Annotated in this window: 22 protein-coding genes and 1 riboswitch; of the genes, 16 read left to right on the top strand and 6 right to left on the bottom strand. The window is 72.3% G+C overall.

From position 1 onward, the window contains the following. Positions 1-23 precede the first annotated feature (23 nt). The 5 genes from J8M51_RS28800 (at position 24) to J8M51_RS28780 (ending at position 6,528) form a co-directional block, all read left to right on the top strand. A complete protein-coding gene (locus J8M51_RS28800; protein ID WP_086757021.1) occupies positions 24-2,063 on the top strand; it encodes a bifunctional aldolase/short-chain dehydrogenase in 2,040 nt (679 codons plus the stop codon). After that, a complete protein-coding gene (locus tag J8M51_RS28795; RefSeq protein ID WP_086757023.1) occupies positions 2,060-3,523 on the top strand; it encodes a rhamnulokinase in 1,464 nt (487 codons plus the stop codon). The genes J8M51_RS28800 and J8M51_RS28795 overlap by 4 nt, the downstream gene beginning before the upstream one ends. A gap of 127 nt (positions 3,524-3,650) precedes the next feature. After that, a complete protein-coding gene (locus J8M51_RS28790) occupies positions 3,651-4,406 on the top strand; it encodes a (Fe-S)-binding protein (RefSeq protein ID WP_086757025.1) in 756 nt (251 codons plus the stop codon). After that, positions 4,403-5,881 carry a LutB/LldF family L-lactate oxidation iron-sulfur protein gene (locus J8M51_RS28785; protein WP_216589408.1) on the top strand — a complete coding sequence of 493 codons (1,479 nt, stop codon included), beginning with the start codon at positions 4,403-4,405 and terminating at the stop codon, positions 5,879-5,881. Before J8M51_RS28790 ends, J8M51_RS28785 begins: the two co-directional genes overlap by 4 nt. Then, positions 5,878-6,528, top strand: coding sequence for a LutC/YkgG family protein (locus J8M51_RS28780; protein ID WP_086763144.1), 651 nt, complete (start codon positions 5,878-5,880; stop codon positions 6,526-6,528). The genes J8M51_RS28785 and J8M51_RS28780 overlap by 4 nt, the downstream gene beginning before the upstream one ends. A 13-nt stretch (positions 6,529-6,541) precedes the next feature. Here J8M51_RS28780 and gap read toward each other — a convergent pair whose 3' ends face one another. Next, entirely contained in the window at positions 6,542-7,537 is a 996-nt protein-coding gene (gene gap, locus J8M51_RS28775; protein ID WP_086763146.1) for a type I glyceraldehyde-3-phosphate dehydrogenase, read from the bottom strand. 109 nt (positions 7,538-7,646) lie between these two features. Continuing rightward, positions 7,647-8,603, bottom strand: coding sequence for a GlxA family transcriptional regulator (locus J8M51_RS28770; protein WP_086763148.1), 957 nt, complete (start codon positions 8,601-8,603; stop codon positions 7,647-7,649). 224 nt (positions 8,604-8,827) lie between these two features. Here J8M51_RS28770 and J8M51_RS28765 point away from each other — a divergent pair, with 224 nt between their 5' ends. The 3 genes from J8M51_RS28765 (at position 8,828) to katG (ending at position 12,511) form a co-directional block, all read left to right on the top strand. Then, on the top strand, positions 8,828-9,625 hold the full coding sequence (locus J8M51_RS28765; RefSeq protein ID WP_086763151.1) for an SAM-dependent methyltransferase: 798 nt from the start codon (positions 8,828-8,830) through the stop codon (positions 9,623-9,625). Positions 9,626-9,802: 177 nt separating this feature from the next. After that, positions 9,803-10,246 (top strand): Fur family transcriptional regulator, encoded by a 444-nt coding sequence (locus tag J8M51_RS28760; RefSeq protein ID WP_086763153.1) that lies wholly within the window; start codon positions 9,803-9,805, stop codon positions 10,244-10,246. Positions 10,247-10,297: 51 nt separating this feature from the next. Then, positions 10,298-12,511 (top strand): catalase/peroxidase HPI, encoded by a 2,214-nt coding sequence (gene katG, locus J8M51_RS28755; protein WP_267299563.1) that lies wholly within the window; start codon positions 10,298-10,300, stop codon positions 12,509-12,511. A gap of 93 nt (positions 12,512-12,604) precedes the next feature. Here the strand turns inward: katG and J8M51_RS28750 are convergent, their stop codons facing one another. After that, entirely contained in the window at positions 12,605-13,450 is an 846-nt protein-coding gene (locus J8M51_RS28750; protein WP_107473795.1) for an SDR family oxidoreductase, read from the bottom strand. 70 nt (positions 13,451-13,520) lie between these two features. Continuing rightward, positions 13,521-14,288, bottom strand: coding sequence for an IclR family transcriptional regulator (locus tag J8M51_RS28745; RefSeq protein WP_216589403.1), 768 nt, complete (start codon positions 14,286-14,288; stop codon positions 13,521-13,523). A gap of 176 nt (positions 14,289-14,464) precedes the next feature. On the opposite strand from J8M51_RS28745, the gene J8M51_RS28740 reads away from it, so the two are divergent. From J8M51_RS28740 to J8M51_RS28730, 3 genes are read left to right on the top strand one after another with little or no spacing between them, the layout of a single operon-like run. Beyond that, entirely contained in the window at positions 14,465-15,457 is a 993-nt protein-coding gene (locus tag J8M51_RS28740) for a 2-hydroxyacid dehydrogenase (RefSeq protein WP_216589402.1), read from the top strand. Between the two features lie 9 nt (positions 15,458-15,466). Further along, positions 15,467-16,237, top strand: a complete 771-nt coding sequence (locus J8M51_RS28735; protein ID WP_267299562.1) for an SDR family oxidoreductase — start codon at positions 15,467-15,469, stop codon at positions 16,235-16,237. A 47-nt stretch (positions 16,238-16,284) separates the two neighbouring features. Continuing rightward, positions 16,285-17,325, top strand: a complete 1,041-nt coding sequence (locus J8M51_RS28730) for an L-idonate 5-dehydrogenase (protein ID WP_086754362.1) — start codon at positions 16,285-16,287, stop codon at positions 17,323-17,325. 21 nt (positions 17,326-17,346) lie between these two features. Here the strand turns inward: J8M51_RS28730 and J8M51_RS28725 are convergent, their stop codons facing one another. After that, positions 17,347-19,575, bottom strand: coding sequence for an alpha-L-fucosidase (locus tag J8M51_RS28725; RefSeq protein WP_086754360.1), 2,229 nt, complete (start codon positions 19,573-19,575; stop codon positions 17,347-17,349). Positions 19,576-19,722: 147 nt separating this feature from the next. Further along, a complete protein-coding gene (locus J8M51_RS28720; RefSeq protein WP_086754358.1) occupies positions 19,723-20,742 on the bottom strand; it encodes a Gfo/Idh/MocA family protein in 1,020 nt (339 codons plus the stop codon). Positions 20,743-21,022: 280 nt separating this feature from the next. On the opposite strand from J8M51_RS28720, the gene J8M51_RS28715 reads away from it, so the two are divergent. From J8M51_RS28715 to J8M51_RS28695, 5 genes are all read left to right on the top strand, one after another. Beyond that, entirely contained in the window at positions 21,023-21,688 is a 666-nt protein-coding gene (locus J8M51_RS28715; RefSeq protein WP_086754366.1) for a DUF6215 domain-containing protein, read from the top strand. 207 nt (positions 21,689-21,895) lie between these two features. Continuing rightward, a complete protein-coding gene (locus J8M51_RS28710; RefSeq protein ID WP_086754356.1) occupies positions 21,896-22,303 on the top strand; it encodes a RidA family protein in 408 nt (135 codons plus the stop codon). A 98-nt stretch (positions 22,304-22,401) separates the two neighbouring features. Continuing rightward, positions 22,402-22,608: riboswitch (cobalamin riboswitch) on the top strand. Between the two features lie 68 nt (positions 22,609-22,676). Further along, the gene (locus J8M51_RS28705; RefSeq protein WP_086765164.1) at positions 22,677-23,738 is read left to right on the top strand and encodes an ABC transporter substrate-binding protein; all 1,062 of its coding nucleotides are present in this window, start codon (positions 22,677-22,679) and stop codon (positions 23,736-23,738) included. Continuing rightward, positions 23,735-24,841, top strand: coding sequence for a FecCD family ABC transporter permease (locus tag J8M51_RS28700; protein ID WP_267299561.1), 1,107 nt, complete (start codon positions 23,735-23,737; stop codon positions 24,839-24,841). Before J8M51_RS28705 ends, J8M51_RS28700 begins: the two co-directional genes overlap by 4 nt. Positions 24,842-24,903: 62 nt before the next feature. Next, complete coding sequence (locus J8M51_RS28695; RefSeq protein ID WP_267299710.1) at positions 24,904-25,731, top strand: ABC transporter ATP-binding protein; 828 nt, start codon at positions 24,904-24,906, stop codon at positions 25,729-25,731. The last annotated feature ends 59 nt before the right edge of the window (positions 25,732-25,790 follow it).

Below are 25,790 nucleotides of genomic sequence, written 5' to 3'. Positions count from 1 at the left end.
CTCACCGTAAGGATTGATCGCACATGGCAACCCATCCCGAAGCCGCAGCCCTGCTCGCCCGGTCGCGTCGGCTCGGTGCCGATGCCCGGAACACCAACTACGCCGGTGGCAACGCGTCCGCGAAGGGGACCGACACCGATCCCGTCACCGGGGGTGATGTGGAGCTGATGTGGGTGAAGGGGTCCGGCGGTGACCTGGGGACCCTGACCGAGGCGGGGCTCGCCGTGCTGCGGCTGGACCGGATGCGGGCGCTGGTCGAGGTGTATCCGGGGGTGGAGCGCGAGGACGAGATGGTCGCCGCGTTCGACTACTGCCTGCACGGCAAGGGCGGCGCGGCGCCGTCGATCGACACGGCGATGCACGGGCTCGTGGACGCCGCCCATGTCGATCATCTGCACCCGGACTCCGGGATCGCGCTCGCCTGTGCGGTGGACGGGGAGAAGCTGACCGCCGAGTGTTTCGGGGACAGCGTGGTGTGGGTGCCGTGGCGGCGGCCCGGGTTCCAGCTGGGGCTGGACATCGCGGCCATCAAGGAGGCCAACCCGCAGGCCGTCGGGTGCGTCCTCGGCGGCCACGGCATCACCGCCTGGGGTGACACCGCCGAGGAGTGCGAGAAGAACTCGCTGCACATCATCCGGACCGCCGAGCGGTTCCTTCAGGAGAAGGGGAAGGCGGAGCCCTTCGGGCCCGTCGTCGAGGGGTACCAGGCCCTCGAAGCCGCCGCGCGTCGCGAGCGGGCCGCCGCTCTCGCCCCGCACGTGAGGGCGATCGCCTCGCGGGACAGGGCCCAGGTCGGGCACTTCACCGACTCCGACGTGGTCCTCGACTTCCTGGCCGCCGCCGAGCACCCCCGGCTCGCCGCGCTGGGCACCTCCTGCCCCGACCACTTCCTGCGGACGAAGGTCCGGCCGCTGGTCCTCGACCTGCCGCCGACCGCCGACCTGGACTCCGCGATCGCCCGGCTCAAGGAGCTGCACGCCGAGTACCGCGAGGAGTACGCCGCCTACTACGAGCGGAACGCGCTGCCCGACTCCCCCGCGATGCGCGGCGCCGACCCGGCGATCGTGCTGGTCCCGGGCGTGGGCATGTTCAGCTTCGGCAAGGACAAGCAGACCGCGCGGGTCGCCGGCGAGTTCTACGTCAACGCGATCAACGTGATGCGGGGCGCCGAGGCGGTGTCGACGTACGCGCCGATCGAGGAGTCGGAGAAGTTCCGGATCGAGTACTGGGCGCTGGAGGAGGCCAAGCTCCAGCGGATGCCGAAGCCGAAGCCGCTGGCGACCCGGGTCGCGCTGGTGACCGGTGCGGGCAGCGGGATCGGGAAGGCCATCGCGCACCGGCTGGTGGCCGAGGGGGCGTGTGTGGTCGTCGCCGACCTCGACGCCGAGAACGCCGCCGCCGTCGCCGAGGAGCTGGGCGGGGCGGACAAGGCCGTCGCCGTGACCGTCGACGTGACCGACGAGGGGCAGATCGCCGAGGCGTTCAAGGCCGCCGCGCTGGCCTTCGGCGGCGTCGATCTCGTCGTCAACAACGCGGGGATCTCCATCTCCAAGCCGCTGCTGGAGACCTCCGCGAAGGACTGGGACCTGCAGCACGACATCATGGCCCGCGGGTCGTTCCTGGTGTCGCGTGAGGCCGCCCGTGTGATGATCGCGCAGGGGCTGGGTGGTGACATCGTCTACATCGCCTCGAAGAACGCGGTCTTCGCCGGGCCCAACAACATCGCCTACTCCGCCACCAAGGCCGACCAGGCGCACCAGGTGCGGCTGCTCGCCGCCGAGCTGGGTGAGCACGGCATCCGCGTCAACGGCGTCAACCCGGACGGTGTGGTGCGCGGTTCGGGGATCTTCGCGGCCGGCTGGGGTGCCCAGCGCGCGGCGACCTACGGGATCGAGGAGGAGAAGCTCGGCGAGTTCTACGCCCAGCGGACCATCCTCAAGCGCGAGGTGCTCCCCGAGCACGTGGCCAACGCGGTGTTCGCGCTGACCGGCGGGGAGCTGACCCACACCACCGGTCTGCACGTCCCGGTCGACGCCGGCGTGGCCGCCGCCTTCCTCCGATGAGCACGTCCGTGGCGTCGTACGCGGCGGTCGACCTCGGCGCGTCCAGTGGGCGGGTCATGGTCGGCCGCGCGGCGCGGGACTCGCTGGAGCTGGTGGAGGCCCACCGGTTCCCGAACCGGCCGGTGCGCACCCCCGAGGGGCTGCGCTGGGACGTGCTGTCGCTGTACGCGGGGGTCCTCGACGGGCTGAGGGCGGCCGGTGCCCTCGGCGACGGGCGGGTCGACTCCGTCGGGATCGACAGCTGGGCCGTCGACTACGGGCTGCTGGACGCGGACGGGGCCCTGCTGGGCAATCCGGTGCACTACCGGGACGCCCGGACCGAGGGTGTCGCGGAGAAGGTGTGGGCCACCGTGCCCGCCGCCGAGCTGTACGCGGCGACCGGGTTGCAGTACGCGCCCTTCAACACGCTCTACCAGCTGGCGGCGGCCCGCTCCTCCGCTCAACTGTCTTACGCCAAGCGGCTGTTGCTCATCCCCGATCTGCTGGCGTACTGGCTGACCGGGGAGCAGGGCACCGAGCTGACCAACGCCTCGACGACGCAGCTGATCGATCCCCGGACCGGCGACTGGTCGTACGACGTGGCCGAGCGGCTCGGGGTCGATCTGGGGCTGTTCGCGCCGCTGCGGCGGCCCGGCGACCCGGCGGGGCTGCTGCGCCCCGAGGTGCTGGAGGCCACGGGGCTCGGCGGTCCCGTGCCGGTGACCACGGTCGGCTCGCACGACACCGCCTCGGCGGTGGCCGCCGTCCCGGCGACCGGCGAGCGGTTCGCGTACATCTGCACCGGCACCTGGTCGCTGGCCGGCCTGGAGCTGGACGCCCCGGTGCTGACCGAGGCGAGCCGGGCCGCCAACTTCACCAATGAGCTGGGGCTCGACGGCACGGTCCGCTATCTCCGGAACATCATGGGGCTGTGGCTGCTGCAGGAGTGCGTACGGGAGTGGGGGGACCCGGATCTCGGTGAGCTGCTGCGCGCCGCGGCGGGGGTGCCCGCGCTGCGGTCGGTGGTGGACGCCGGGGACTCGGCGTTCCTCGCGCCCGGCCGGATGCCCGAGCGGATCGCCGAGGCGTGCCGGGAGTCGGGGCAACCGGTTCCGGGGACGCCCGCCGAGATCACCCGCTGCATCCTCGACTCCCTCGCCCTCGCCCATCGCAAGGCCGTGGCCGAGGCCCAGGCGCTGGCCGACCACCCCGTGGACGTGGTCCACATCGTGGGCGGCGGCACCCGTAACGCGCTGCTCTGCCGGCTCACCGCCGACGCCTGCGGGCTGCCGGTGGTGGCGGGTCCGGCGGAGGCGGCGGCCCTGGGCAATGTCCTCGTCCAGGCCCGCGCCGACGGTCTGGTGGGCGACCGGGCCGCCATGCGGCGCCTCCTCGCCCGTACCCAGCCGCTGGTGCGGTACGAGCCGCAGGGCGACCCGGCGGCCTGGCGCGCGGCGGAGGCCCGGCTCACCGCGCGGTGAGCGGGGCCATGTCCCGGGAGGCCCTTCGCGTGCCCCGCGTCCACAAGTGGGGCGCCGGGCCTCTCGCCCTCCGCGTACTCGCGTCGTACCCTGCACTCATCCGATGACCGACCCACAAGGAGCCGCGATGCGTGTCGCCCTGTTCCTGACCTGTGTCAACGACACGCTCTATCCGGACACCGGCCGAGCCGTGGTGAAACTGCTGACCAGGCTGGGCGTCGAGGTCGACTTCCCGATGGGTCAGACCTGCTGCGGGCAGGCGCACTACAACACCGGGTACCGACGGGAGGCCGAGCCGCTGGCCCGGAAGTTCTCCGATGTATTCCGGGAGTACGAGGCGATCGTGACGCCGTCCGGCTCCTGCGGGGCGATGGTGCGGGAGCTGTATCCGCGGATGGGCGAGCGGGCGCGGGCGGAGGGGCGCGGGGACACCCTGGCGCGGACGCTGGCGCCGGTCGTGCCCAAGACGTACGAGCTGACCGAGTTCCTGGTGGACGTGCTGGGCGTGACGGATGTCGGCGCCCACTACCCGCACAAGGTGACCTATCACCCGACCTGCCACGGGCTGCGGAGCCTGGGGCTCGGGGAACGGCCCCGCAGGCTGCTGCAGGCCGTGAAGGGGCTGGAGTTGGTGGAGCTGCCGGGGGCCGACGAGTGCTGCGGCTTCGGCGGTACGTTCGCCGTGAAGAACTCCGATGTCTCGGCGGCCATGGGCGCGGACAAGGTGCGCAACGCCGAGTCGACGGGCGCCGAGGTGCTGTGCGCGGCCGACAACTCGTGTCTGATGCACCTCGGGGGCACGATGACCCGGCTGCGGACGGCCCTGCGGCCGGTGCACATCGCGGAGATCCTGGCGAGCACGGAAGAGGAGCCGCTGGTATGAGCGGGACATTCGTCGGCATGCCGGCCTTCCCGAAGGCCGCGCACGAGGCCGTGCACAACACGACCCTGCGCGGGAATCTGCGGCACGCCACCCACACCATCCGCGCCAAACGCGCGACCGCGGTCGCGGAGGTGTCCGACTGGGCCGCGCTGCGCGAGGCGGGGAAGCAGATCAAGGACCATACGCTCCGTCATCTCGACCGCTATCTCGTGCAGTTGGAGGAGTCGGTCACGGCGGCGGGCGGCACAGTCCACTGGGCCGCCGACGCGGACGAGGCCAACCGGATCGTCACCTATCTCGTCAAGGCGACCGGGGAGAGCGAGGTCGTCAAGGTCAAGTCGATGGCCACGCAGGAGATCGGGCTGAACGAGGCGCTGGAGGCCGAGGGCATCCACGCCTACGAGACCGATCTCGCCGAACTCATCGTGCAGTTGGGCAAGGACCGGCCCTCGCACATCCTGGTCCCGGCGATCCACCGCAACCGGGGCGAGATCCGGGACATCTTCGCCCGGGAGATGAGCGAGTGGGGCCGCCCGGCCCCCGAGGGCCTGACCGACACGCCCGCCGAGCTGGCGGAGGCGGCGCGGCTGCATCTGCGGGAGAAGTTCCTGCGGGCCAAGGTGGGCGTCTCCGGCGCCAACTTCATGGTCGCGGAGACCGGCACACTGGTGGTCGTGGAGTCCGAGGGCAACGGCCGGATGTGCCTCACCCTCCCCGAGACCCTGATCTCGGTGGTCGGCATCGAGAAGATCGTGCCGACCTGGCAGGACCTGGAGGTGTTCCTGCAGACCCTCCCCCGCTCCTCCACCGCCGAGCGGATGAACCCCTACACCTCCACCTGGACCGGCACGACCGACGAGGACGGGCCGGGGACCTTCCATCTGGTCCTCATCGACAACGGCCGCACCGACACCCTCGCCGACGAGGTCGGCCGGCAGGCCCTGCGCTGCATCCGCTGCTCGGCGTGTCTCAATGTCTGCCCGGTGTACGAGCGGGCGGGCGGTCACGCGTACGGCTCGGTGTACCCGGGCCCGATCGGCGCGATCCTCAGCCCCCAACTCCGGGGCACAGCAAGCGAGATCGACGCCTCCCTGCCGTACGCCTCCTCGCTGTGCGGCGCCTGCTACGAGGTGTGCCCGGTCGCCATCGACATCCCCGAGGTGCTGGTGCATCTGCGGGAGCGGATCGCGCAGGGCGGGCCGGTGACGGAGAACGGCAACAAGGTCGTCCTCAAGCCCGCGAAGGGACACGCCGCCGAGCGGGCGGCGATGCGGGCGGCGCGCTGGGCGTTCAGCCACCCCGGGGCGCTGCGCACCGGGCAGCGGCTGGCGTCCCGCACCCGCCGCTTCCACCCCCGTACGCTGCCGGGCCCCGGCAGGGCGTGGAGTGCCAGCCGGGACATCCCCGCACTGCCCGCCGAGCCGTTCCGGGACTGGTGGCAGCGGACCGACGGCGGCAAGGAGGACGTGAAGTGAGCAGCAGGGATCTGATCCTGGGCCGGGTGCGGCGCGCCCTCGCCGACGTACGACGGGACGACACACCGTACGAGCAGGCCGTTGCCCGGGGGTATCTCCGTGAGCACGGCGGGCGGAGCGTCGCCAAGACGGTGGAGCTGCTGGCGGAGAACCTGGCGGACTACCGGGCGCTCGTGCACCGCACGGACGCGGACGGACTCGCCGGGGTCGTCGCCGGGCTGCTCGGCGAGCACGGCTCGAAGACGGTACTGGTGCCGCCGGGGCTGCCCGAGGCGTGGCTGGCGGCGACGGACGTGACGCGGGTGGCGGACCGCCCGGAGAGCACCGCGCACGAACTGGACGCGGTGGACAGCGTGGTCACCGGCTGCGCCGTCGCGATCGCCGAGACCGGCACCCTCGTCCTCGACGGCTCCCCCGACCAGGGGCGCCGCCGGATCACCCTCGTGCCGGACCATCACATCTGTGTCGTACGCGTCCCCGACCAGGTCGTGTCGTCGGTCCCCCAGGCCCTCGAACTCCTCGACCCGACACGCCCGTTGACGTGGATCTCCGGCCCGTCCGCCACCAGTGACATCGAACTGGACCGGGTGGAGGGGGTACACGGCCCGCGCACCCTGGAAGTGGTGCTGGTGACCGGTACCCCCTAGATCGTGTCCGCTGTCAGCCGGCGAGCAGCTGCAGCGTGTCGATCACGCGGTTCGAGAAGCCCCACTCGTTGTCGTACCAGGCGACGACCTTGACGTGGCGGCCGTCGACGCGGGTGAGGGCGGAGTCGAAGATCGACGAGGCGGGGTTGCCGACGATGTCGGCCGACACCAGCGGGTCGTCCGAGTACTCCAGGACACCGGCGAGCGGACCCTCGGCCGCGGTGCGGTACGCCGCCAGCACGTCGTCAAGGGTGACGTCGCGGGCGACGGTCGTGTTCAGCTCCACGATCGAGCCGACCGGCACGGGGACGCGGATCGAGTCGCCCGACAGCTTGCCGTCGAGGTTCGGCAGGACCAGGCCGATCGCCTTGGCGGCGCCGGTCGTGGTCGGCACGATGTTGACGCCGGCGGCGCGGGCGCGCCGGGGGTCGCGGTGCGGGCCGTCCTGGAGGTTCTGCTCCTGGGTGTAGGCGTGCACCGTCGTCATGAAGCCGTGCTCGATACCGGCGAGGTCGTCGAGGACCTTGGCCAGGGGCGCGAGCGCGTTGGTGGTGCAGGAGGCGTTCGAGACGATCGTGTGCACGTCCGGGTCGTAGGTGTCGGAGTTGACACCGAACGCGAGCGTGACGTCCGCGCCGTCCGAGGGGGCGCTCACGAGCACCTTCTTGGCGCCCGCGTCGAGGTGGGCGCGGGCGGCCTTCGCCGAGGTGAAGCGGCCGGTGGCCTCCAGGACGATGTCGACGCCGAGTTCGGCCCACGGCAGGTTCGCCGGTTCGCGCTCGGCCGTCACCCTGATCCGGCGGCCGTCGACGACGAGGGTGTCCCCGTCGACGGTCACCGGGCGTCCGAGCCGGCCGGCCGTGCTGTCGTAGGCCAGCAGCCGGGCGAGCGTGGCGGGCTCGGTGAGGTCGTTGACGGCGACGACCTCCAGGGCGCTGTCGCGCTCCAGCAGGGCGCGGAGCACATTGCGTCCGATGCGGCCGAATCCGTTGATGGCGATGCGAGTCATGAGTGAGGTCCCTTCCCTTCTCCCCACCAGGCTCGCCCGCGCCCGGAGCCGCCGACAGTGGCGGGATCGCCATGGTTCAAAAGGATCCCGCCAAGCGGTGCGAGGTGGGTCACTCGCCCTTGGTGAAGGTGCGCCGGTACTCGCTCGGGGTGGTGCCGAGGATGTGCTGGAAGTGCAGGCGCAGATTGGCGCCCGTGCCGAGGCCGACGTCGGCGGCGATCTGCTCGACGCCGCGCTCGGAGCGTTCGAGCAGCTCGCGGGCCAGGTCGATGCGGGCGCGCATCACCCACTGCATCGGGGTGTAGCCCGTCTCCTCGACGAAGCGCCGGGAGAAGGTGCGCGGCGAGACGCCCGCCTGCCGCGCCAGCAGATCGAGGGTGAGGGGCTCGCCGAGCCGGTGCAGCGCCCACTCCCGGGTGTCGGCGAAGCGCTCGCCGAGCGGCTCGGGGACGCTGCGCGGCACGTACTGGGCCTGGCCGCCGCTGCGGTAGGGGGCGGCGACCAGCCGCCGGGCGGCGTGGTTGGAGGCGGCCACCCCGAGGTCGCCGCGCAGGATGTGCAGGCACAGGTCGAGGCCGGAGGCGGCGCCGGCCGAGGTGAGCACGCTGCCCTCGTCGACGAAGAGCACGTTCTCGTCGACCCGGACGAGCGGGTGCTTCGCGGCGAGTGCCCGCGCGTAGTGCCAGTGCGTCGTGGCGCGCCTGCCGTCGAGCAGGCCGGTGGCGGCGAGCGCGAAGGCGCCCGTCGAGATGGCCGCGAGCCGTGCGCCCCGGTCGTGGGCGGCGACCAGCGCCTCGACGACGGCCGGCGGCGGGTCGTCGCGGTCCGGGAACCGGTAGCCGGGGACGAAGACGATGTCGGCCCAGGCGAGCGCGTCCAGGCCGTGGGCGACGTTGTACGCGAGACCGTCGCCGCCGGTCACGAGGCCGGGCGCCGCCCCGCAGACCCGCACCTCGTACGGCATGCTCGCGCGGGTCGTGAACACCTGCGCGGGAATCCCGACGTCGAGCGGCTTCGCCCCGTCGAGCACGAGGACGGCGACGCGATGCAGGGGGGAGGCGGGCACAGGGAGAGGTTACGCGGGCCCCGGATCATGGCCGCCGGGCCCACCGCGGGCCGGGCGCCGTTCGGTCGGCCGGAACTCGACGGTGGGCCGTCGTGGCGACGGCCGATCGCCGGTCGCGCACGGGGAGATCCCGCTAGGTTGGACGGCCGCTCCGGAAGCCGGCGGGCACGGGACAGCGGGAGCCGGCGGGCCGGGGGCGGCGGCAGTCGACACGGGGAGCGGGTATGCCACTTGACCGTCCGGTCATCGGCAGCGATGTGCCGCACTCGGCCCGGATCTGGAACTACTGGCTGGGCGGCAAGGACTGCTACGAGACCGACCGGCGGGTCGGTGACGAGATCCGTGCCGTGAACCCCCGGATCGTCGGCATCGCCCGCGCCCAGCGGCGGTTCCTGCGCCGCGCGGTCGTCCATCTCACCGAGGAGGCCGGCTTGCGCCAGTTCCTCGACATCGGACCCGGGCTGCCCACCGCGGACCACACCCACGAGGTCGCGCAGCGCTCGGCCCGGGAGGCGCGCGTCGTCTACGTCGACCACGACCCGACCGTCCTCGCCCACGCCAGTGCCCTGCTCACCAGCACCCCCGAGGGGGCCACCGCCTTCGTCGCCGCCGATCTGCGCGACCCGGACACCGTCCTCGCCCGTGCCGCCGAGACCCTGGACCTCGGCCGTCCGGTCGCCCTGCTGCTGCTCGGCGTCACCGCCCATCTGCCCGGCGAGAGCGCGTACACCGCCGTCACCCGGCTGCTCGACGCCCTGTCCTCCGGCAGCCGTCTCGTGCTCGCCGACAGCACGGAGGTGTACCGGCCGGAGGAGATGCGGGCGACGGCCGAGCGATGGAACGCGGCGAGCGACAACCCGCGTGTCAACCGCTCGCCCGAGCAGCTCACCCGGTTCTTCGACGGGTGGGAGTTCATCGCGCCGGGCCTCGTCCCGGTGACCCGATGGCGGCCCGAGCGGGGCGACGCCGCCGGCGAACCGGGAGAGGTGGACTGCTTCGGCGGGGTGGCGCGCAAGCCGTAGCACCGCGGACAGGTTCACGAACGGGTGAACTTCCGGCGGACAACCGGGCTGGTAGGCGCCATGATCGCGATCCTGCTGCTCACCTTGGGCTGATCTGATCGCCCTGGGCGGCCCACCGCAAACTTGGATCGCTCGCTTTCTTGAACTATTCGTGTTTAGGGGGGTAGGTTGGTCGCCATGACCGCATCCCAGCCTCCGAACACCGCCGAGGAGCTGCGCGGTGCCGGCCTGCGGGTGACGGCCGCGCGCGTGGCGCTGCTGGAGACCGTCCGGGACGGCGACCATCTCGGCGTCGAGGCGATCGCCACCGGGGTCCGCGACCGTGTGGGCCACATATCGCTCCAGGCCGTGTACGAAGCACTCAACGCGCTCACCGGCGCGGGGCTCGTGCGCCGCCTCGAACCACCCGGCAGCCCCGCCCTGTACGAGGGCCGTGTCGGGGACAACCACCACCACCTCGTGTGCCGCTCGTGCGGTGTCGTGGTCGACGTCGACTGCGCGGTCGGGCACGCCCCGTGTCTGACCGCCTCCGACGACCGCGGCTTCGCGATCGACGAGGCCGAGGTCATCTACTGGGGCCTGTGCCCCGCATGTTCCACAGCCAGCAGTCCAGCACCGTAGCCAGCAGTTCAGCACCGTGATCCACCCCCGTTTTTCGGAAGGACTCCCCCGATGACCGAGAACCACGACGCGATCGTCACCGACGCGAAGCCCGAGGGGACGGGAGGCTGCCCGGTCGCTCACGAGCGCGCCGCGCACCCGACCCAGGGCGGCGGTAACCGCCAGTGGTGGCCGGAGCGGCTCAACCTGAAGATCCTCGCCAAGGACCCCGCCGTGGCGAACCCCCTGGGTGCGGAGTTCGACTACGCCGAGGCGTTCGGCAACCTCGACCTCGCGGCCGTCAAACAGGACATCGCCGAGGTACTGACCAACTCGCAGGAATGGTGGCCGGCCGACTTCGGCAACTACGGCCCGCTGATGGTCCGTATGGCCTGGCACAGCGCCGGTACGTACCGCATCAGCGACGGCCGCGGTGGTGGCGGCCGTGGTCAGCAGCGCTTCGCGCCGCTGAACAGCTGGCCGGACAACGGCAACCTGGACAAGGCCCGCCGTCTGCTGTGGCCCGTGAAGAAGAAGTACGGCCAGTCCATCTCCTGGGCCGACCTCATGATCCTCACCGGCAACGTCGCGCTGGAGACCATGGGCTTCGAGACCTTCGGCTTCGGCGGCGGCCGTGCCGACGTCTGGGAGGCCGACGAGGACGTCTACTGGGGCCCCGAGACCACCTGGCTCGACGACCAGCGCTACACCGGCGACCGCGAGCTGGAGAACCCGCTCGGCGCCGTCCAGATGGGCCTCATCTACGTCAACCCCGAGGGCCCCAACGGCAACCCGGACCCGCTGGCCGCGGCCCGCGACATCCGTGAGACGTTCCGCCGTATGGCGATGAACGACGAGGAGACCGTCGCCCTCATCGCCGGTGGCCACACCTTCGGCAAGACCCACGGCGCGGGCCCGGCCGAGTCGGTCGGTGACGACCCCGAGGCCGCCTCGATCGAGCAGCAGGGCCTGGGCTGGAAGTCCACCTACGGCTCCGGCAAGGCCGGCGACGCCATCACCTCCGGCCTGGAGGTCACCTGGACCACCAAGCCCACCCAGTGGAGCAACGACTTCTTCGACATCCTCTTCGGCTACGAGTGGGAGCTCACCCAGAGCCCCGCCGGCGCCAACCAGTGGGTGGCCAAGGACGCGACGGCGATCATCCCCGACGCCCACAGCGACTCCAAGAAGCTCCCCACCATGCTCACCACCGACCTCTCGCTGCGCTTCGACCCGATCTACGGTCCGATCTCGAAGCGCTTCCACGAGAACCCGGCCGAGTTCGCGGACGCCTTCGCCCGCGCCTGGTACAAGCTGACCCACCGTGACCTGGGCCCGAAGTCCCTGTACCTCGGCGCCGAGGTACCGGCGGAGACGCTGCTGTGGCAGGACCCGCTGCCGCAGGCCGAGGGCGAGACCATCGACGCCGCCGACGTGGCGGCCCTGAAGGCCAAGCTCCTCGACTCGGGCCTCACGGTCTCGCAGCTCGTCTCCACCGCGTGGGCCTCGGCGTCCACCTTCCGCGGCAGCGACAAGCGCGGCGGTGCCAACGGCGCCCGTATCCGCCTGGAGCCGCAGCGCGGCTGGGAGGTCAACAACCCCGACGACCTCGCCCAGGTCCTGCGGGTCCTGGAGGGCGTGCGGTCGGAGTTCAACTCCGGTGCCAAGCAGGTCTCGCTGGCCGACCTGATCGTCCTCGGCGGTGCCGCCGCGGTGGAGAAGGCCGCCAAGGACGCCGGCTTCGCCGTGGAGGTCCCCTTCACCGCGGGCCGTGTCGACGCGACCGAGGAGCACACCGACCCGGAGTCCTTCGCCGCGCTGGAGCCGACCTCGGACGGCTTCCGCAACTACCTCGGCAAGGGCAACCGCCTCCCCGCCGAGTACCTGCTGCTCGACCGCGCCAACCTGCTCACCCTGAGCGCCCCCGAGCTGACCGTCCTCGTCGGCGGTCTGCGCGTCCTCGGCGCCAACCAGGGCGGCTCGGCGCACGGCGTCTTCACCGACACCCCGGGCAAGCTCACCAACGACTTCTTCGTCAACCTGCTCGACCTGGGCACGGAGTGGAAGTCGACCTCCTCGGACCAGACCACGTTCGAGGGCCGTGACGCCGCCACGGGCGAGCTGAAGTGGACCGGCACCCGTGCCGACCTGGTCTTCGGCTCCAACTCCGAGCTGCGCGCCCTCGCCGAGGTCTACGCGAGCGACGACGCCAAGGAGAAGTTCGTGAAGGACTTCGTCGCGGCCTGGGCCAAGGTCTCCGACCTGGACCGGTTCGACCTGGTCTGATCCGCACCACCCGCACAGAGCGTCCGGGTCGGCCCTTCGTGGGCCGGCCCGGACGTTTTCCGTGTGCCCGGACGTTTCCGTGTGCCCGGCCGCTCAGCCCGCCGGGCGGACCTCCTCCGGGGCGCCGATCCAGCGGCTCGCCTCGACGTCGGCGGAGGTGTCCCGCAGCCGGGTGGGGGCGATGACCAGCTCCTCGACGACCGTGCGCGGCGGCAGCGTGGCGCACAGCAGTACGGCCCGTGCCACGTCCTGCGGCTGCACCATGGCCGCCCGCTGCTCCTCGCCCGGCGGGACGGCGCGGCCGTCCAGGACCGGGGTGTTGACCTCGCCGGGGAGGATGCAGGTGGCGCGGATCAGGTCGTTGCGGAAGGTGTTGTGCAGATAGGTCATGAAGTTCCGTACGCCCGCCTTGGCCGCGCCGTAGGGCGCGCCGCCGAGGAGGGTGGGCCGTAACGCGGCCAGTGAGGAGATCGTGACGATCGAGCCGCCGCCGCGCGCCAGCATGTCCGGGAGGACGGCCCGGGTGAGCAGATAGACGGCGGTGAGGTTGACGCCCAGGACGGCGTTCCACTCCTCCTCGCCGGTCCAGCGGACGTCGACGGCCTTGCTCGCGCCGCCCGCGTTGTTGACCAGGATGTCGACGGGCCCGGCGGTCTCCCGGGTCCGGTCGACCAACTCCCGTACGTCGTCGGCGTTCTCGACATGGGCGGGGTGGGTGAGCGCCGTGCCCCCGGCGCCCTCGACGACGGCGGCGACCTCGTCGAGGACATGCCGCCGGCGTCCCACGAGGACCACGGTCGCGCCCGCCTCGGCGAGCATCAGCGCCGTCTCCCGGCCGATGCCGGTACCTGCCCCGGTGACCAGCGCGGTCTTCCCGTCGAGCTGTCCTGTGGGCCTTCCGTTGTGCCTGCCGTTGTGCCTGCCGTCCGGGTTTTCCATGTCCGCCGAGCCCTCCCAGCCGTGAAGTCGCCGCCGTCGCGGGGCAGTTCACCGCAGGAGGGCATCGGGGTCAACGGGCCGGGAGCCTCACGCCCAGTTCGTCGGCCGCCGACCGCAGCAGCGGGACCATGGCGACGAGGTCGTCCAGGCTGCGGCGGAAGGCGGGCGCGGCGGTGGACAGGGCGGCGAAGACGGTGCCGTCGGGCCGCAGGATCGGGACGGCGACGGCGCGCAGCCCGGCGTGGTGCTCCTCGTCGGCGGTGGCGTACCCCAGTTCGGCGGCGCGGGCGACCTGGGCGCGCAGGATGTCGCGGTCGGTGACGCTGTTGGGGCCGTGCGGGGTCAGCTCGACGCGGTCCAGGAGGTCGGCGCGTACGTCGTCGGGGGCGAAGGCCATCAGGACCTTGCCCATCGAGGTGCAGTGCAGCGGGCCGTGCCGTCCGGGGTCGCTGCGGACGCCGACCGGGAGCGGACCGTCCACGTAGTGCACATACAGATGCCGGGTGCCGTCGAGGACGGACATCAGGGTGGCTTCCTCGGTCTGCCGGGTGACGCGCTGCATCACGGGCAGGGCGGTGCCGGCGAATCCGTACACCTGGCCCGCCTGCTGGCCGAGCTGGAAGAGCCTGAGGCCCGGTTTGTAGCGCTTGCCGTCGGACTCGAACTCCACCAGGCCCTCGCGGCACAGGGAGTTGACCAGCCGGTGGGCCGTGCTGACGGGCACACCGCTGGCGCGGGCCAGTTCGGACAGGGTGATGCCGAGCGGGCGCTCGCCCACCAGAACGAGCAGCCGGATCGCCCGTCCGACCACGTCCGCCGGTACTTCGCTCCCAGTCACAGCGGCAAGTTACCACTGGAATTACCACTGGCCGGAAAGGCCTCCCACTCAGCGGTGCCGGTCGGCGGCGCGCGCGGCACGTCTCCCGGTGGTTGACAGCGGAGGCCCGGCACGCCGACGATGTTTTCCATTGAGCAGACAATCTTTCCATTCAATGGGAAAATTAGGGAGCGTGTATGGCGCAGCGAGTGCTCATCACCCGGCCCGCCCTCCCCGGCGGCGGCCTGGACCGGCTGACCGGCCGGGTGGAGGCGGTGCGCTGGGACGGCACCGGGAAACCCGAACCGGCCGAGCTGCGCGCCCTCGCCCCCGGGGCGAGCGGCATCCTCTGTCTGGGCAACGACCGGGTGGACGCCGCGCTGCTGGACGCCGCCGGACCCTCGCTGAAGGTCGTCGCGCTGGCCAGCATGGGCTTCGACGCCGTGGACCGGGAGGCCGCCGCCGAGCGGGGTGTCGTGGTCACCCACACCCCCGGCGTCCTCGCCGAGACCACCGCCGATCTGACGTTCGCCCTGATCCTGATGGCCCGCCGGCTGCTGGGCGCCGCCGGCGACTCGCTCACCGCGGGGCAGTGGGACGTGCCCCGCATGGGCGACCATCTGGGCCTGGACGTGTACGGCGCCACGCTCGGCGTCGTCGGCTACGGCCAGATCGGGCGGGCGGTGGCCCGCCGGGCCCACGGCTTCGGCATGCGGGTGCTGCACCACAGCCGGTCCGCGCGCGAGGACGCGCTCTCCACGCCGGTGGACCTGCCCACCCTGCTCGCCGAGTCCGACGTGGTCTCGCTCAACGTCCCGCTGACCCCGGCGACCCGTCACCTCATCGGCGCGGCCGAGCTGGCGGCCATGAAGCCGACCGCCACCCTGGTCAACACCGCGCGCGGCGGTGTCGTGGACGAGGACGCCCTGCTGAAGGCGCTGCGGAACGGCACCATCCACTCCGCCGGCCTGGACGTCTTCGCACGCGAGCCGATGGGCACCGAGTTGTCGCCCCTGGTCGGCGAGCCCAATGTAGTGGCCCTCCCCCATGTCGGCTCGGCCACCGTGGCCACCCGGGCCGCCATGGTGGACCTCGCGGTCGACAACATCCTCGACGTCCTCGCGGGCGGCCCCGCGCGGACCCCGCTGCCGGGCGGCGCCGCCTCCCCCTCCACCCCGAACCACCCCTGAGAGGCCCGTATGAGCCACCCCCTCTTCGACGTCACCGGCAAGGTCGCCCTGGTCACCGGTTCGAGCCGCGGCATCGGCCGGGCCCTGGCCGCCGGGCTGCTGGAGGCCGGCTGCACGGTCGTCCTCAACGGCCGGGACACCGCCGTCCTGGAGACCACCCGCGAGGAACTGGCCGAGACCTTCGGCGAGGCGGTCCTCGCGGAGGCCTTCGACGTCACCGACTCCGCCGCCGTGGCCGCCGCCGTCGCCCGGATCGAGGACCGGGCCGGACCGATCGACATCCTCGTCAACAACACCGGTGCCCAACGCCGGGCCCCGTTCCTGGACTTCACCGACGAGGACTGGTACGGCCTGCTCGACACCAACCTCACCAGCGCCTTCCTCGTGGGCCGCGAGGTCGCCCGCCGGATGGTCCCCCGGGGCCAGGGCAAGATCGTCAACATCTGTTCGCTGCAGAGCGAGGCGGTCCGCCCCGGTATCGCGCCCTACTCGGCGACCAAGGGCGGCCTGAAGATGCTCACCAAGGGCATGTGCGCCGACCTCGGGCCGCACGGCATCCAGGTCAACGGCATCGGCCCCGGCTACTTCGACACCGAGCTGACCTCCGCGCTGGTCGCGGACGAGGAGTTCAGCGCCTGGGTGCGGGGGCGGACCCCGGCCGGCCGCTGGGGCGACGTCCGGGACCTCGTCGGCGCCCTGCTCTTCCTCTCCTCCCCCGCCTCGGACTTCGTCAACGGCCAGCTGCTGTACGTCGACGGCGGCATGCTGTCTGTCCTGTGACCCGGCAGCCCCCCGGCCGGTCCCGGCCGACCTCTCAAGGAGCCCCCATGCACGCCTGTGTTGTCCACGGAGCCGGTGACCTCCGGGTCGAGGAGCGGCCGTACGCCGGTCCCGCGCCCGGTGAGATCGCGGTCGCCGTCGCCCTCGGCGGGATCTGCGGCAGCGATCTGCACTACTACCACCGGGGCCGGGTGGGCGACTTCGCGGTGAGCGAGCCCATGGTGCTCGGCCACGAGGTGGTCGGCCATGTCGCCGCCCTCGGGGACGGGGTCGAGGGGCCGGACACCCCGGCGGTGGGCGCGCCGGTCGCGATCCATCCCGCCACGCCCTGCGGGGTCTGCCCCGAGTGCGTACGCGGTGTCCGCAACGTCTGCGCGCACACCCGCTATCTGGGCAGCGCGGCCCACACCCCGCATGTGCAGGGCGGGTTCGCGCAGCACATCACCGTGCCCGCCGGCCAGGTCCGGGCGCTGCCGCCCGGGCTGGACCTGCGCCGGGCCGTGCTCGCCGAGCCGCTGTCGGTGGCCCTGCACGCCGTACGCCGGGCGGGCGAGGTGCGCGGCAAGCGGGTCCTGGTCACCGGGGCCGGCCCCATCGGTTGTCTGGTCGTGGCCGCGCTGCGGCACGCGGGCGCCGCCGAGGTCGTCGTCAGCGATCTGCACGAGGAGCCGCTGCGGATCGCGGCCGAGGTGGGCGCCACCGCCGTGGCGCGGGCGGACCGGCCCGACGACCCGAACTGGGCCGGGGTCTTCGACATCGCCGTGGAGGCGTCCGGGGCGCCCGCCGGGCTGCGCAGCTGTGTGGAACGGGCCCGGCGGGGCGGGATCGTCGTGATGCTCGGGCTGCTGCCGCCCGGGGAGATCGGGCTGCTCGGCAATGTGGCGGTCACCCGTGAGCTGGAGCTGCGGGGCTCCTTCCGCTTCGACGCCGAGTTCGACGAGGCCCTGTCCCTGCTGGCCCAGGGCCTCCCGGTCGACCCGGTGGTCACGCACACCTTCCCGCTGGAGCGGTCCGTCGCCGCGTTCGACACCGCTCAGGACCGGACGGTCGCCTCCAAGGTGCTGCTGGATCTGACCGGGGAGGCGTGAGCGGGCGGCGGGCGCCGGGGCTCAGACCTCGGTGAAGGTCCACAGCAGGTTGGTGCTGGTGCCCCAGGTCCACTGCTTGGCGGCGGAACCGGAGGAGACGTTGCCGCCGCCGTCGAGGACGAGGCCCGTGGTGCGGTTGGCGAGGGAGTAGCGGCCGTCGCCCCGGTGGGTGATCAGCCACTGCTGGTTCGTCCCGCCGTTCCACACCGCCTGCCGGACGGTGGCGCCGTCGCCGGTGGCGCCCCGGCCGTCGGCGACCAGACCGCCCGCCCGGTTCTCCAGCCGGTAGTGGCCGTCGCCGATGTGCACGGCGTGCCACTGTTGGCCGGCGGAGCCGTCCCAGGTCCGCTGCGCGAGGTCGGCGCCGGAGGGGGCGTCTCCCCCGCCGGCCAGGGCGAGCCCGTTGGTGACATTGGTGATCCGGAAGGACGCGGCGGGGTCGAACCCGACCCGCAGCGAGGCGATCCGGTGCCGGACCCGGGCGGTGTCCGCGGTGAACGTCCACGCCGTGCCGGTGAGGTCGTCGCCGGAGTGTCCGACCAGTTCGTATCCCGGGGCGAGTCTCAGGGACGAGAGGGTGCGCGGCTGCATGCCGGAGAGCGTCAGCCGTTCCGCCGGGTAGTCGCCGAGGGCGAGTACGGCGCTGTCGCCGGTGTAGCGGGCGTCCTCGAAGACCAAGGCGCCCGTGAGGGGGCGCAGGACGGGGATCCGGCCGGAGAAACGGAACTTGAGGACGTACGCGGGGGCCTCGAACGGGGCCGTCGGCGGAAGGGTCACCTTCAGGCCCGTCGCGTCCTGGACCGGATCGTCGAGGTCGATGTACGTACCGGCGGTGGCGTCGAGGAGCCGCACCGAGGACAGGGAGTCCAGGTCGATCCGGTCCGAGCCGAGCGTCCTGACCGTCAGCGAACCGCCGGGCCAGCCGAGGACGGTCGCGTACAGGACGGTGCCCGCCTTGTTCCGGGTGAAGCGGATGTCCTGCGGGGTGCCCGCGGTGGGGCGGGTGAAGGAGCCGCCGCCCATCTTCGTGGGGCCCTCGCCGTACGCGGTCCAGGCGCGGGTGCCGTAGACCGACTCGCCGAAGCGCTTCAGATAGTCGCCGATGCCGAGCAGGATCGCGCGCTGCCCCTGCGGGATCGTCCCGTCGGCGGTGGGCGCGATGTTGAGGAGCACGGTGCCGTTCTTGCTGACGCGGTCGACGAACGAGTGCAGCATCTGCGCGAGCGAGTAGTAGCCGATGCCCTCGGTGTAGCACCAGCTGGAGTCGGAGATGCTGTCGTCGGTCAGCCAGTAGGGCGCGGTGAGGTCGGCGGGGCCGCCGCGCTCGTAGTCGAAGACGGCGCCATGGCTGTTGAGGCCGTCCTTGTAGGTGGCGACGACCTCCTTGCCCCACTTCTCGGCCTGGTTGAAGTAGTACGACAGGAAGTTCAGCCGCTGGGCCTCGTCGACGTGGTCGAGCCGCCAGTCCTGCCAGAGGATGTCGGGCCGGGACCGGTCGACGACCTCCTTGAGCTTGTCGTACCAGAGCTGGTTCTCCGCCTCCGGCGTCAACTGCCCGTACAGCTTCTTCAGGCTCGGGTCGGACTGGGCGGGCGCGTGCTCGAAGTAGCCCGTGTAGTTGTACGCGTGGTGCATGGCGACCAGGAGCTTCAGCTTCCGGGCGCGGATGGCGTCGGTGAAGAGCTTCAGCAGGTCCAGGTGCGGCCCCTTGGCCACGGAGTTCCACTCGTTGACCCGGCTGTCCCACATCGAGTAGCCGTCGTGGTGCTCGGCGACCGGCCCGGCGAACCGGGCGCCCGCGTCGACGAACAGCTGGGCCCATTCCTCGGGGTCGAAGTTCCCGCCCGCCGACTTGAGTCTCGGCGCGAACTCCACGTGGTCGCCCGCGAGATCCTCGGCGCCGTCGATGAAGCGGTGATACGGCCACTCGGTCGCCGGATCGCCGTACGTGGCGATGTGGTGTCTGTTCGCCTTGTGGCCCGGCGCGTACATGTTCCGCGGGTACCACTCGCTGTCGTACGCGGGGACGCTGAAGACGCCCCAGTGGAAGTAGACGCCGAACTTGGCGTCCCTGAACCACTCGGGAGCGGCGGGGTGTCGGTTCACGGAGTCCCAGGTGGGTGTGTAGGCCCGCGCTGCGACCGGGGCGCGCCCGGCCGCGAACGCGTGGGTGGCATGGGTGGCGTGGGTGGCCGCCGCGACGGCCGTGGCGCCGGCCAGTAACGTGCGCCTGCTGATCGGTTGCGACATACGCACGAACGTCAGGCATGCGGCCCACCACTGTCAACGGTTGCGCAGGGATGAATGTGCCTGGTGATGCTGGATAGTTGACCGTTTTGACGGGTAATCGAGCAGTCCGCCCGAGATGAAACATCACATGTCTCGGGGCGAGGGATGTCAGCGGTGGAGAGCCGGGCGTTCGACGAGTTCCACCTCGACACGGACGCCCTCGGTCTGGGCGCGGACACCCGCCTCGGAGATCGCGGCGACGGCGTACCCGTCCCAGGTGCCGGGTCCGGTGACCTCGCCGCGCCGGGTGGCGTCGACCCAGGCCTGCACCTGACGGTCGTAGGCGTCCTCGAAGCGTTCGAGGTAGCCCGGGGTGACCGTGCCGCCCCAGCGGCCCGCCGTGGTGACGAGCATGTCGTGCCCGTCGCCGACGCGGGCCGTGCCGTTCTCGCAGACGGCCTCGGCCTGCACCTGGTAGCCGTAGCGGGCGCTGAGGAAGATCTCGACGTCGACGACGGCTCCGCCGTCGGTCTCGAACACCACGAACTGGGGGTCGCTCAGGCCCTCGGGGGCGTACGCGCTCGGCCGGGGCCGCAGCACGGTGACGGCGGTGATCTCCTGGCCGAGCAGCCAGCGGGTGACGTCCATCTCGTGCGCGACGGAGTCGTTGAGCGCCATCGCGTCGGTGAAGCCGGGCGGGGCCCCGGCATTGCGGTGCCGGTGGTGCAGCAGCAGCGGCCGGCCCAGCTCGCCGCTGTCCAGCAGGGACTTGAGCTTGACGTACTCGCGGTCGTAGCGGCGCATGAAACCCACCTGGACCCGGCGGTGGCCGAGGCGCTGCTCCGCCTCCAGCAGCCGCAGCGCGGAAGCCGTGTCCGGGGTGAGGGGCTTCTCGCACAGGACGGGCAGGTCGTGGGCGAAGGCGGTGAGCAGGGCGGCCTCGTGGGCGGGGCCCGGGGAGGCGACGAGGACGGCGTCGACGCCGGGGGCGGCCAGCGCCTCGGCGAGGTCGCCGTAGGCCGCGCAGCCCCCGATGCCGGCGGCGACGGTACCGGCCCGGTCGGTGTCCGGGTCGACGACGGCTGCCACATGGGCACCGCTGATCACCCGCGCGATCCGGCGGGCGTGGTCGGCGCCCATCCGGCCGGTGCCGACGACGGCGACGCCCAGAGAGCCGTGCTCGGTCATGGCGTTCCGTCCTTTCGCGCGGGCCACGGCAGGATAGTCGACCTCTCCCGTGCCGGGCTCGCGGCGGCCGGAATTCCGTTTCGCCTCGCGACGATCACCGGCTAGGCTCCCCCGGCGCACGGGGGGCGTGTGCACATCAACGTGGGGGCACGGGGGCATGGTCGACGACTTCAGCGGTTCCGGAACGGGTTCGACGGCGGAACCGGAGGCGGGGGCAGGGTCGGGAGCGGTCGTCGGCGGGGCGCCCGCGTCCGGGCCCGTGCCCAGGTCCGGGAAGGAGATGAGCACCGGGGCCCAGGTGTTCTCGGCGGTGGCGACCGTCGGGGTGATCCTGGGGGGCATGTGGCTGCTGGGGGACCTGCTCGGTGGGACGCAGGAGTCCTCGGGACCGGCGACCTGCTCGGCCTCGGACGACGCCTCGCCGGCGCCGCGGGGCGAGGTCTCCGGTGCCCGGTTGTGCACCGCGCTGAACCGTTCCGACCTGCCGGGGCTCCTCGGCACCCCGACCGAGAAGGCGGTCACCGCCTCGGGCAGTGACAACGAGTCCACCTGGGCCGACGGCACGAAGACCGTCACCCCCGAAGCGACCGTCAGGCTGGACACGTACACCGTCGAGCTCTCGGCGTCGTACGACGACCTCCCGGTCGCCGAGTCGGTCGGCTATCTGGGCTCCGGCGCCGAGACCAGGAAGGTGCTCGGGCACACGGCGGCCCTGTACTCGGGCCAGACCATCGCCATCTCCTTCGGGTTCGACGGCGCCGACGCCGCGTCCGGCCCCGGTGGTGTCGCCCGTCGGCTGCTGGTCGCGACGGACCCGAAGGACAGTGGCAGCACCTTCGAACTCGTCATCTACCGCCAGGACTCCATGACACCCGACGACGAGGCCCTGTTCCGCGTCGCCGAGAAGGTCCTGCCGACGATCCCCGGGTGGAAACCCGCCGCCTGACTCGCCCGACCGCACGACCGCACGACCGCACGACCGCACGACCGCACGACCGCCTGAACTGCAGGGTCACCACGAGGTAACCCAGGCACCGAAAAGTGCGTTCTTCCACGTCAGCGGCCACTCTCCTACGGTTACCCGGTAACCACGAGAGAGCACGTGAACCCCACGTGTTGCCCTTCGGGCGCTCATGACGAGGAGACGTACGACATGGCCATCACCCTGGTGAACCCCGACGGACTGCCGAAGATCGACGCGTACCGGCAGGTGTCCGTCGCGACGGGCACGAAGCTGGTGTTCGTCGCGGGACAGGTCTCCTGGGACGCCGACCAGGTCACCGTCGGCGTCGGCGACCTGGCCGCCCAGGTCGAGCGGTGCTATCTGAACGTCGGCACCGCGCTGGCCGGAGCCGGGGCCTCCTTCGACGACGTGGCGAAGATCAACATCCATGTCGTCGACTGGACGCCCGACAAGATGCCCGCCCTCATGGAGGGCATCTCCCGGGCGGCCGGGAAGCTCGGGGTCACCGCCACCCCGCCCGCCACCCTCCTCGGCGTCGCGGCGCTGGACATCCCCGAGCATCTGGTCGAGATCGAGGCCACCGCGGTCGTCGACTGAACACGGCACGGCACGGCACGGCGAGGGCGGAGGGGCGGGCAGGCGGGCAGGCGGGCAGGCGGGCAGGCGGGCAGGTCAACGGGTGGGCCGGGGGCCTGTGATAGCTTGCCGACGCCAGTCGAACCCATGTGCGCGCATCGACGCGTACGGGTCAGGGAATCCGGTGTGAATCCGGAGCTGACGCGCAGCGGTGAGGGTGACGGGCGGGGCAACGGCCACTGGACGGCGGTCACGATCGCGGTCCGGGAAGGCGTCTCGTCCGGGTGAACCCGAGTCCGAAGACCTGCTGGCGGTCCCCGGCGCCGAGGGGTGCCCGGGACAGCTCCGTACGACCGGGCTTCGCGCATGAGCCCTCGACGCCGAAGGAAGTCCCGTGCCGATCGCACGTCCTGTCCGTCATGCCGTCCTCCTCCTGGCCGCCGGTTCGCTGCTGCTGACCGGCTGCGGGGGCTCCGGGTCCGCCGGGTCCGGCACGTCCGCCGCCGAGGGAGCGGCCCCGGGCGAGTCCACCGGTCATCCGGTCACCCTCGACAACTGCGGTGAGCGGGTGCGGGTGGACAGCCCGCCCGAGCGTGCCGTCTCCCTCAACCAGGGCACCACCGAGATCCTGCTCTCCCTCGGCCTCGCCGACCGCATGGCGGGCACCGCCACCTGGACCGACCCGCTGCCGAAGGCCCTGGAGAAGGCGAACGCGAAGGTGCCGCGGCTCGCCGACAACGCGCCCTCGTTCGAGAAGGTCCTGGACGCCGAACCCGACCTCGTCGTCTCCTCGTTCGCGTCCACCCTCGGCAAGGGCGGGGTGGCGACCCGCGCGGAGTTCGAGAAGCTCGGCGTCCCCACCTATCTCTCCCCCTCCGACTGCGTCGGCAAGGACAACAGCGGTGACGGCGACGGCGTCCGCACCGAGCCGCTGACCATGGACGCGGTCTACGGCGAAGTGCGCGATCTGGCGCGGATCTTCGGGGTCGAGAAGCGCGGCGAGAAGCTGGTGGCGGAGCTGAAGTCCCGGGTGGAGAAGGCGACCGCGGGCCTCGACGCCGAGGGCGTCACCGTCCTGTACTGGTTCGCCAACGCCCAGTCCCCGTACCTCGCGGGCTGCTGCGGGGCCCCCGGGGTCATCACCCGCGAACTGGGCGCGAAGAACGTCTTCGACGACACCGAGGAGGAGTGGCCCCAGGTCAACTGGGAGGCCGTCGCCGACCGCGACCCCGACGTCCTCGTCATCGGCGACCTGGTCCGCGAGGAGCAGACGGCGGAGACGGCAGCGAAGAAGATCGAGTTCCTGGAGTCCGATCCCGTCACCAGGAACATGACGGCGGTGAAGAAGAAGCGGTACGTGCTGCTGTCCGGGCAGGCGATGAACCCGACCGTGCGGACCGTCGAGGGCGTGGAGAAGGTGGCGGCGGCGCTCCGCGAGTTCGGCCTCGCGGGATGACCGGTGCAAAGGCCCACGTACGGACGGGGACGGCGGGGAAGGGGACGGCGGGGAAGGGGGGAACCGCCGGTCCGGCGCCGCTCGTCGTACGGGTGCTGCGGCGGTCGGTGGCGTGGACGGCCGGGCTCGTGGCGCTCGCGGTCTCCGTGGCCGTGGCGATCACCATCGGGCCCGCGGACATCGGCGTGGTCGACGTCTGGTCCACGGTGGTCGCCCATCTCGGCTGGGGGCACACGGAGTTGACGCCCATCCGGGACGGCATCGTGTGGAATCTGCGGCTGCCGCGCACGCTGCTGGCCGCCGTGTGCGGGGCCGGACTGGCGGTGTGCGGCGCGGTCATGCAGTCCCTGCTGCGCAATCCGCTGGCCGATCCCTTCGTGCTGGGCGTCTCCTCCGGGGCGTCGACCGGCGCCGTCGTGGTCGTGGTGCTCGGCGTGGGCGGCGGTGCGCTGTCGGTGTCCGGGGGCGCGTTCCTGGGCGCGGTGGTCTCCTTCGGGCTGGTGCTGCTGCTCAGCCAGACGCTGGGCGGCAGCACGGACCGCGTGGTGCTCGTCGGTGTCGCGGCCATGCAGCTGTTCTCCGCGCTCACCTCCTTCATGGTGATGACCGCCGCCGACGCCGAGACGACCCGCGCGGTGCTGTTCTGGCTGCTCGGCTCGCTCAGCGGGGCGGACTGGACGGATGTGACGGTGTGTCTGGCCGTGCTGGTCGTGGTGCTGCTGGTCTGTCTGGGGCACAGCCACGCGCTGGACGCGTTCGCGTTCGGGCAGGACGCGGCGGCCTCGCTCGGTGTCTCCGTGGCCCGCACCCGGCTGGTCCTGCTGTGCGTCACCGCGCTGCTGACGGCGGCCCTGGTCGCCTCGGCCGGGGCGATCGGCTTCGTCGGGCTGGTCCTGCCGCACGCCGCCCGCGCGCTCACCGGGTCCGGGCACGGACGGCTGCTGCCGGCCACCGCCCTGGCCGGGGCGGTGTTCCTGGTGTGGGTCGACACCCTCGCCCGTACCGTCCTTGATCCGCAGGAGGTCCCGGTGGGTGTGGTGACGTCCCTCATCGGCGTCCCCGCCTTCGTCGCCATCATGTACCGGACCAGGAGCAGCCGATGAACGACCGGGCCGCCACCACGGACGCCGTGGAAGCCACGGACTCGATGGATGCGATGCATGCGATGGATGCGACAGGGACGGCCGGGCTGCGCGCCGAGCGGGTCTCCCGCAGCGCCGACGGCACGTTGATCCTGGACGGGGTCAGCCTGGCGCCGCGTCCCGGGACCGTCACCGGACTGCTCGGCCCCAACGGCTCGGGCAAGTCCACGCTGCTGCGTCTGCTCGCCGGGGTCATCGCGCCGGCCTCGGGCGTCGTCACCCTCGACGGCGAGCCGCTCGACCGGGTGGGCCGCCGCGCGGTCGCCCGGCGGATCGCCGTGGTGGCCCAACAGTCCGACACCCAGGTCGAGTTGACCGTCCTGGACGTCGTACGGCTGGGCCGTGTCCCGCATCGCCGGGCCTGGGCGCCCGTCGCCGCCGACGACGAGGAGGCCGTCCGTACGGCGCTGGCCCGCACCGGTCTGACCGACAAGGCCCACCGGTCCTGGCACACCCTGTCCGGCGGGGAGCGCCAGCGGGTCCAGATCGCCCGCGCCCTGGCCCAGGAGCCGCACGAGCTGCTCCTGGACGAGCCCACCAACCACCTCGACATCCAGCACCAGCTGGCCCTGCTGACCCTGGTCGGCGACCTCCGCCTCACCAGCGTCGTCGCCCTGCACGATCTGAACCTCGCCGCGATGTACTGCGACCGGCTGGTGATCCTGAAACAGGGCCGCGTCGTGGCCGTCGGCGCCCCCCACGACATCCTCACCGAGTCCCTGATCGCCGACGTCTACGGCGTACGGGCCACGATCACCCGCCCCGGCCCCACCGACCGGCCGCACATCCGCTTCCTGGGGCCACTCGCCCGAGGGGGCGGGGCGGACGGGGGTGAGGGCGGGGTTGGGTGAGGCCGGCCGGGGGCGAGGCCGACTGGGGACGGGGGCGGTGGGGAGGCCACGCCTGAAGG

The organism is Streptomyces griseiscabiei, assembly GCF_020010925.1.
Taxonomy (GTDB): Bacteria; Actinomycetota; Actinomycetes; order Streptomycetales; family Streptomycetaceae; genus Streptomyces; species Streptomyces griseiscabiei.
The sequence above is the reverse complement of the archived record's forward strand: the minus strand, read 5'-3'. Positions and strand labels throughout refer to the sequence as shown.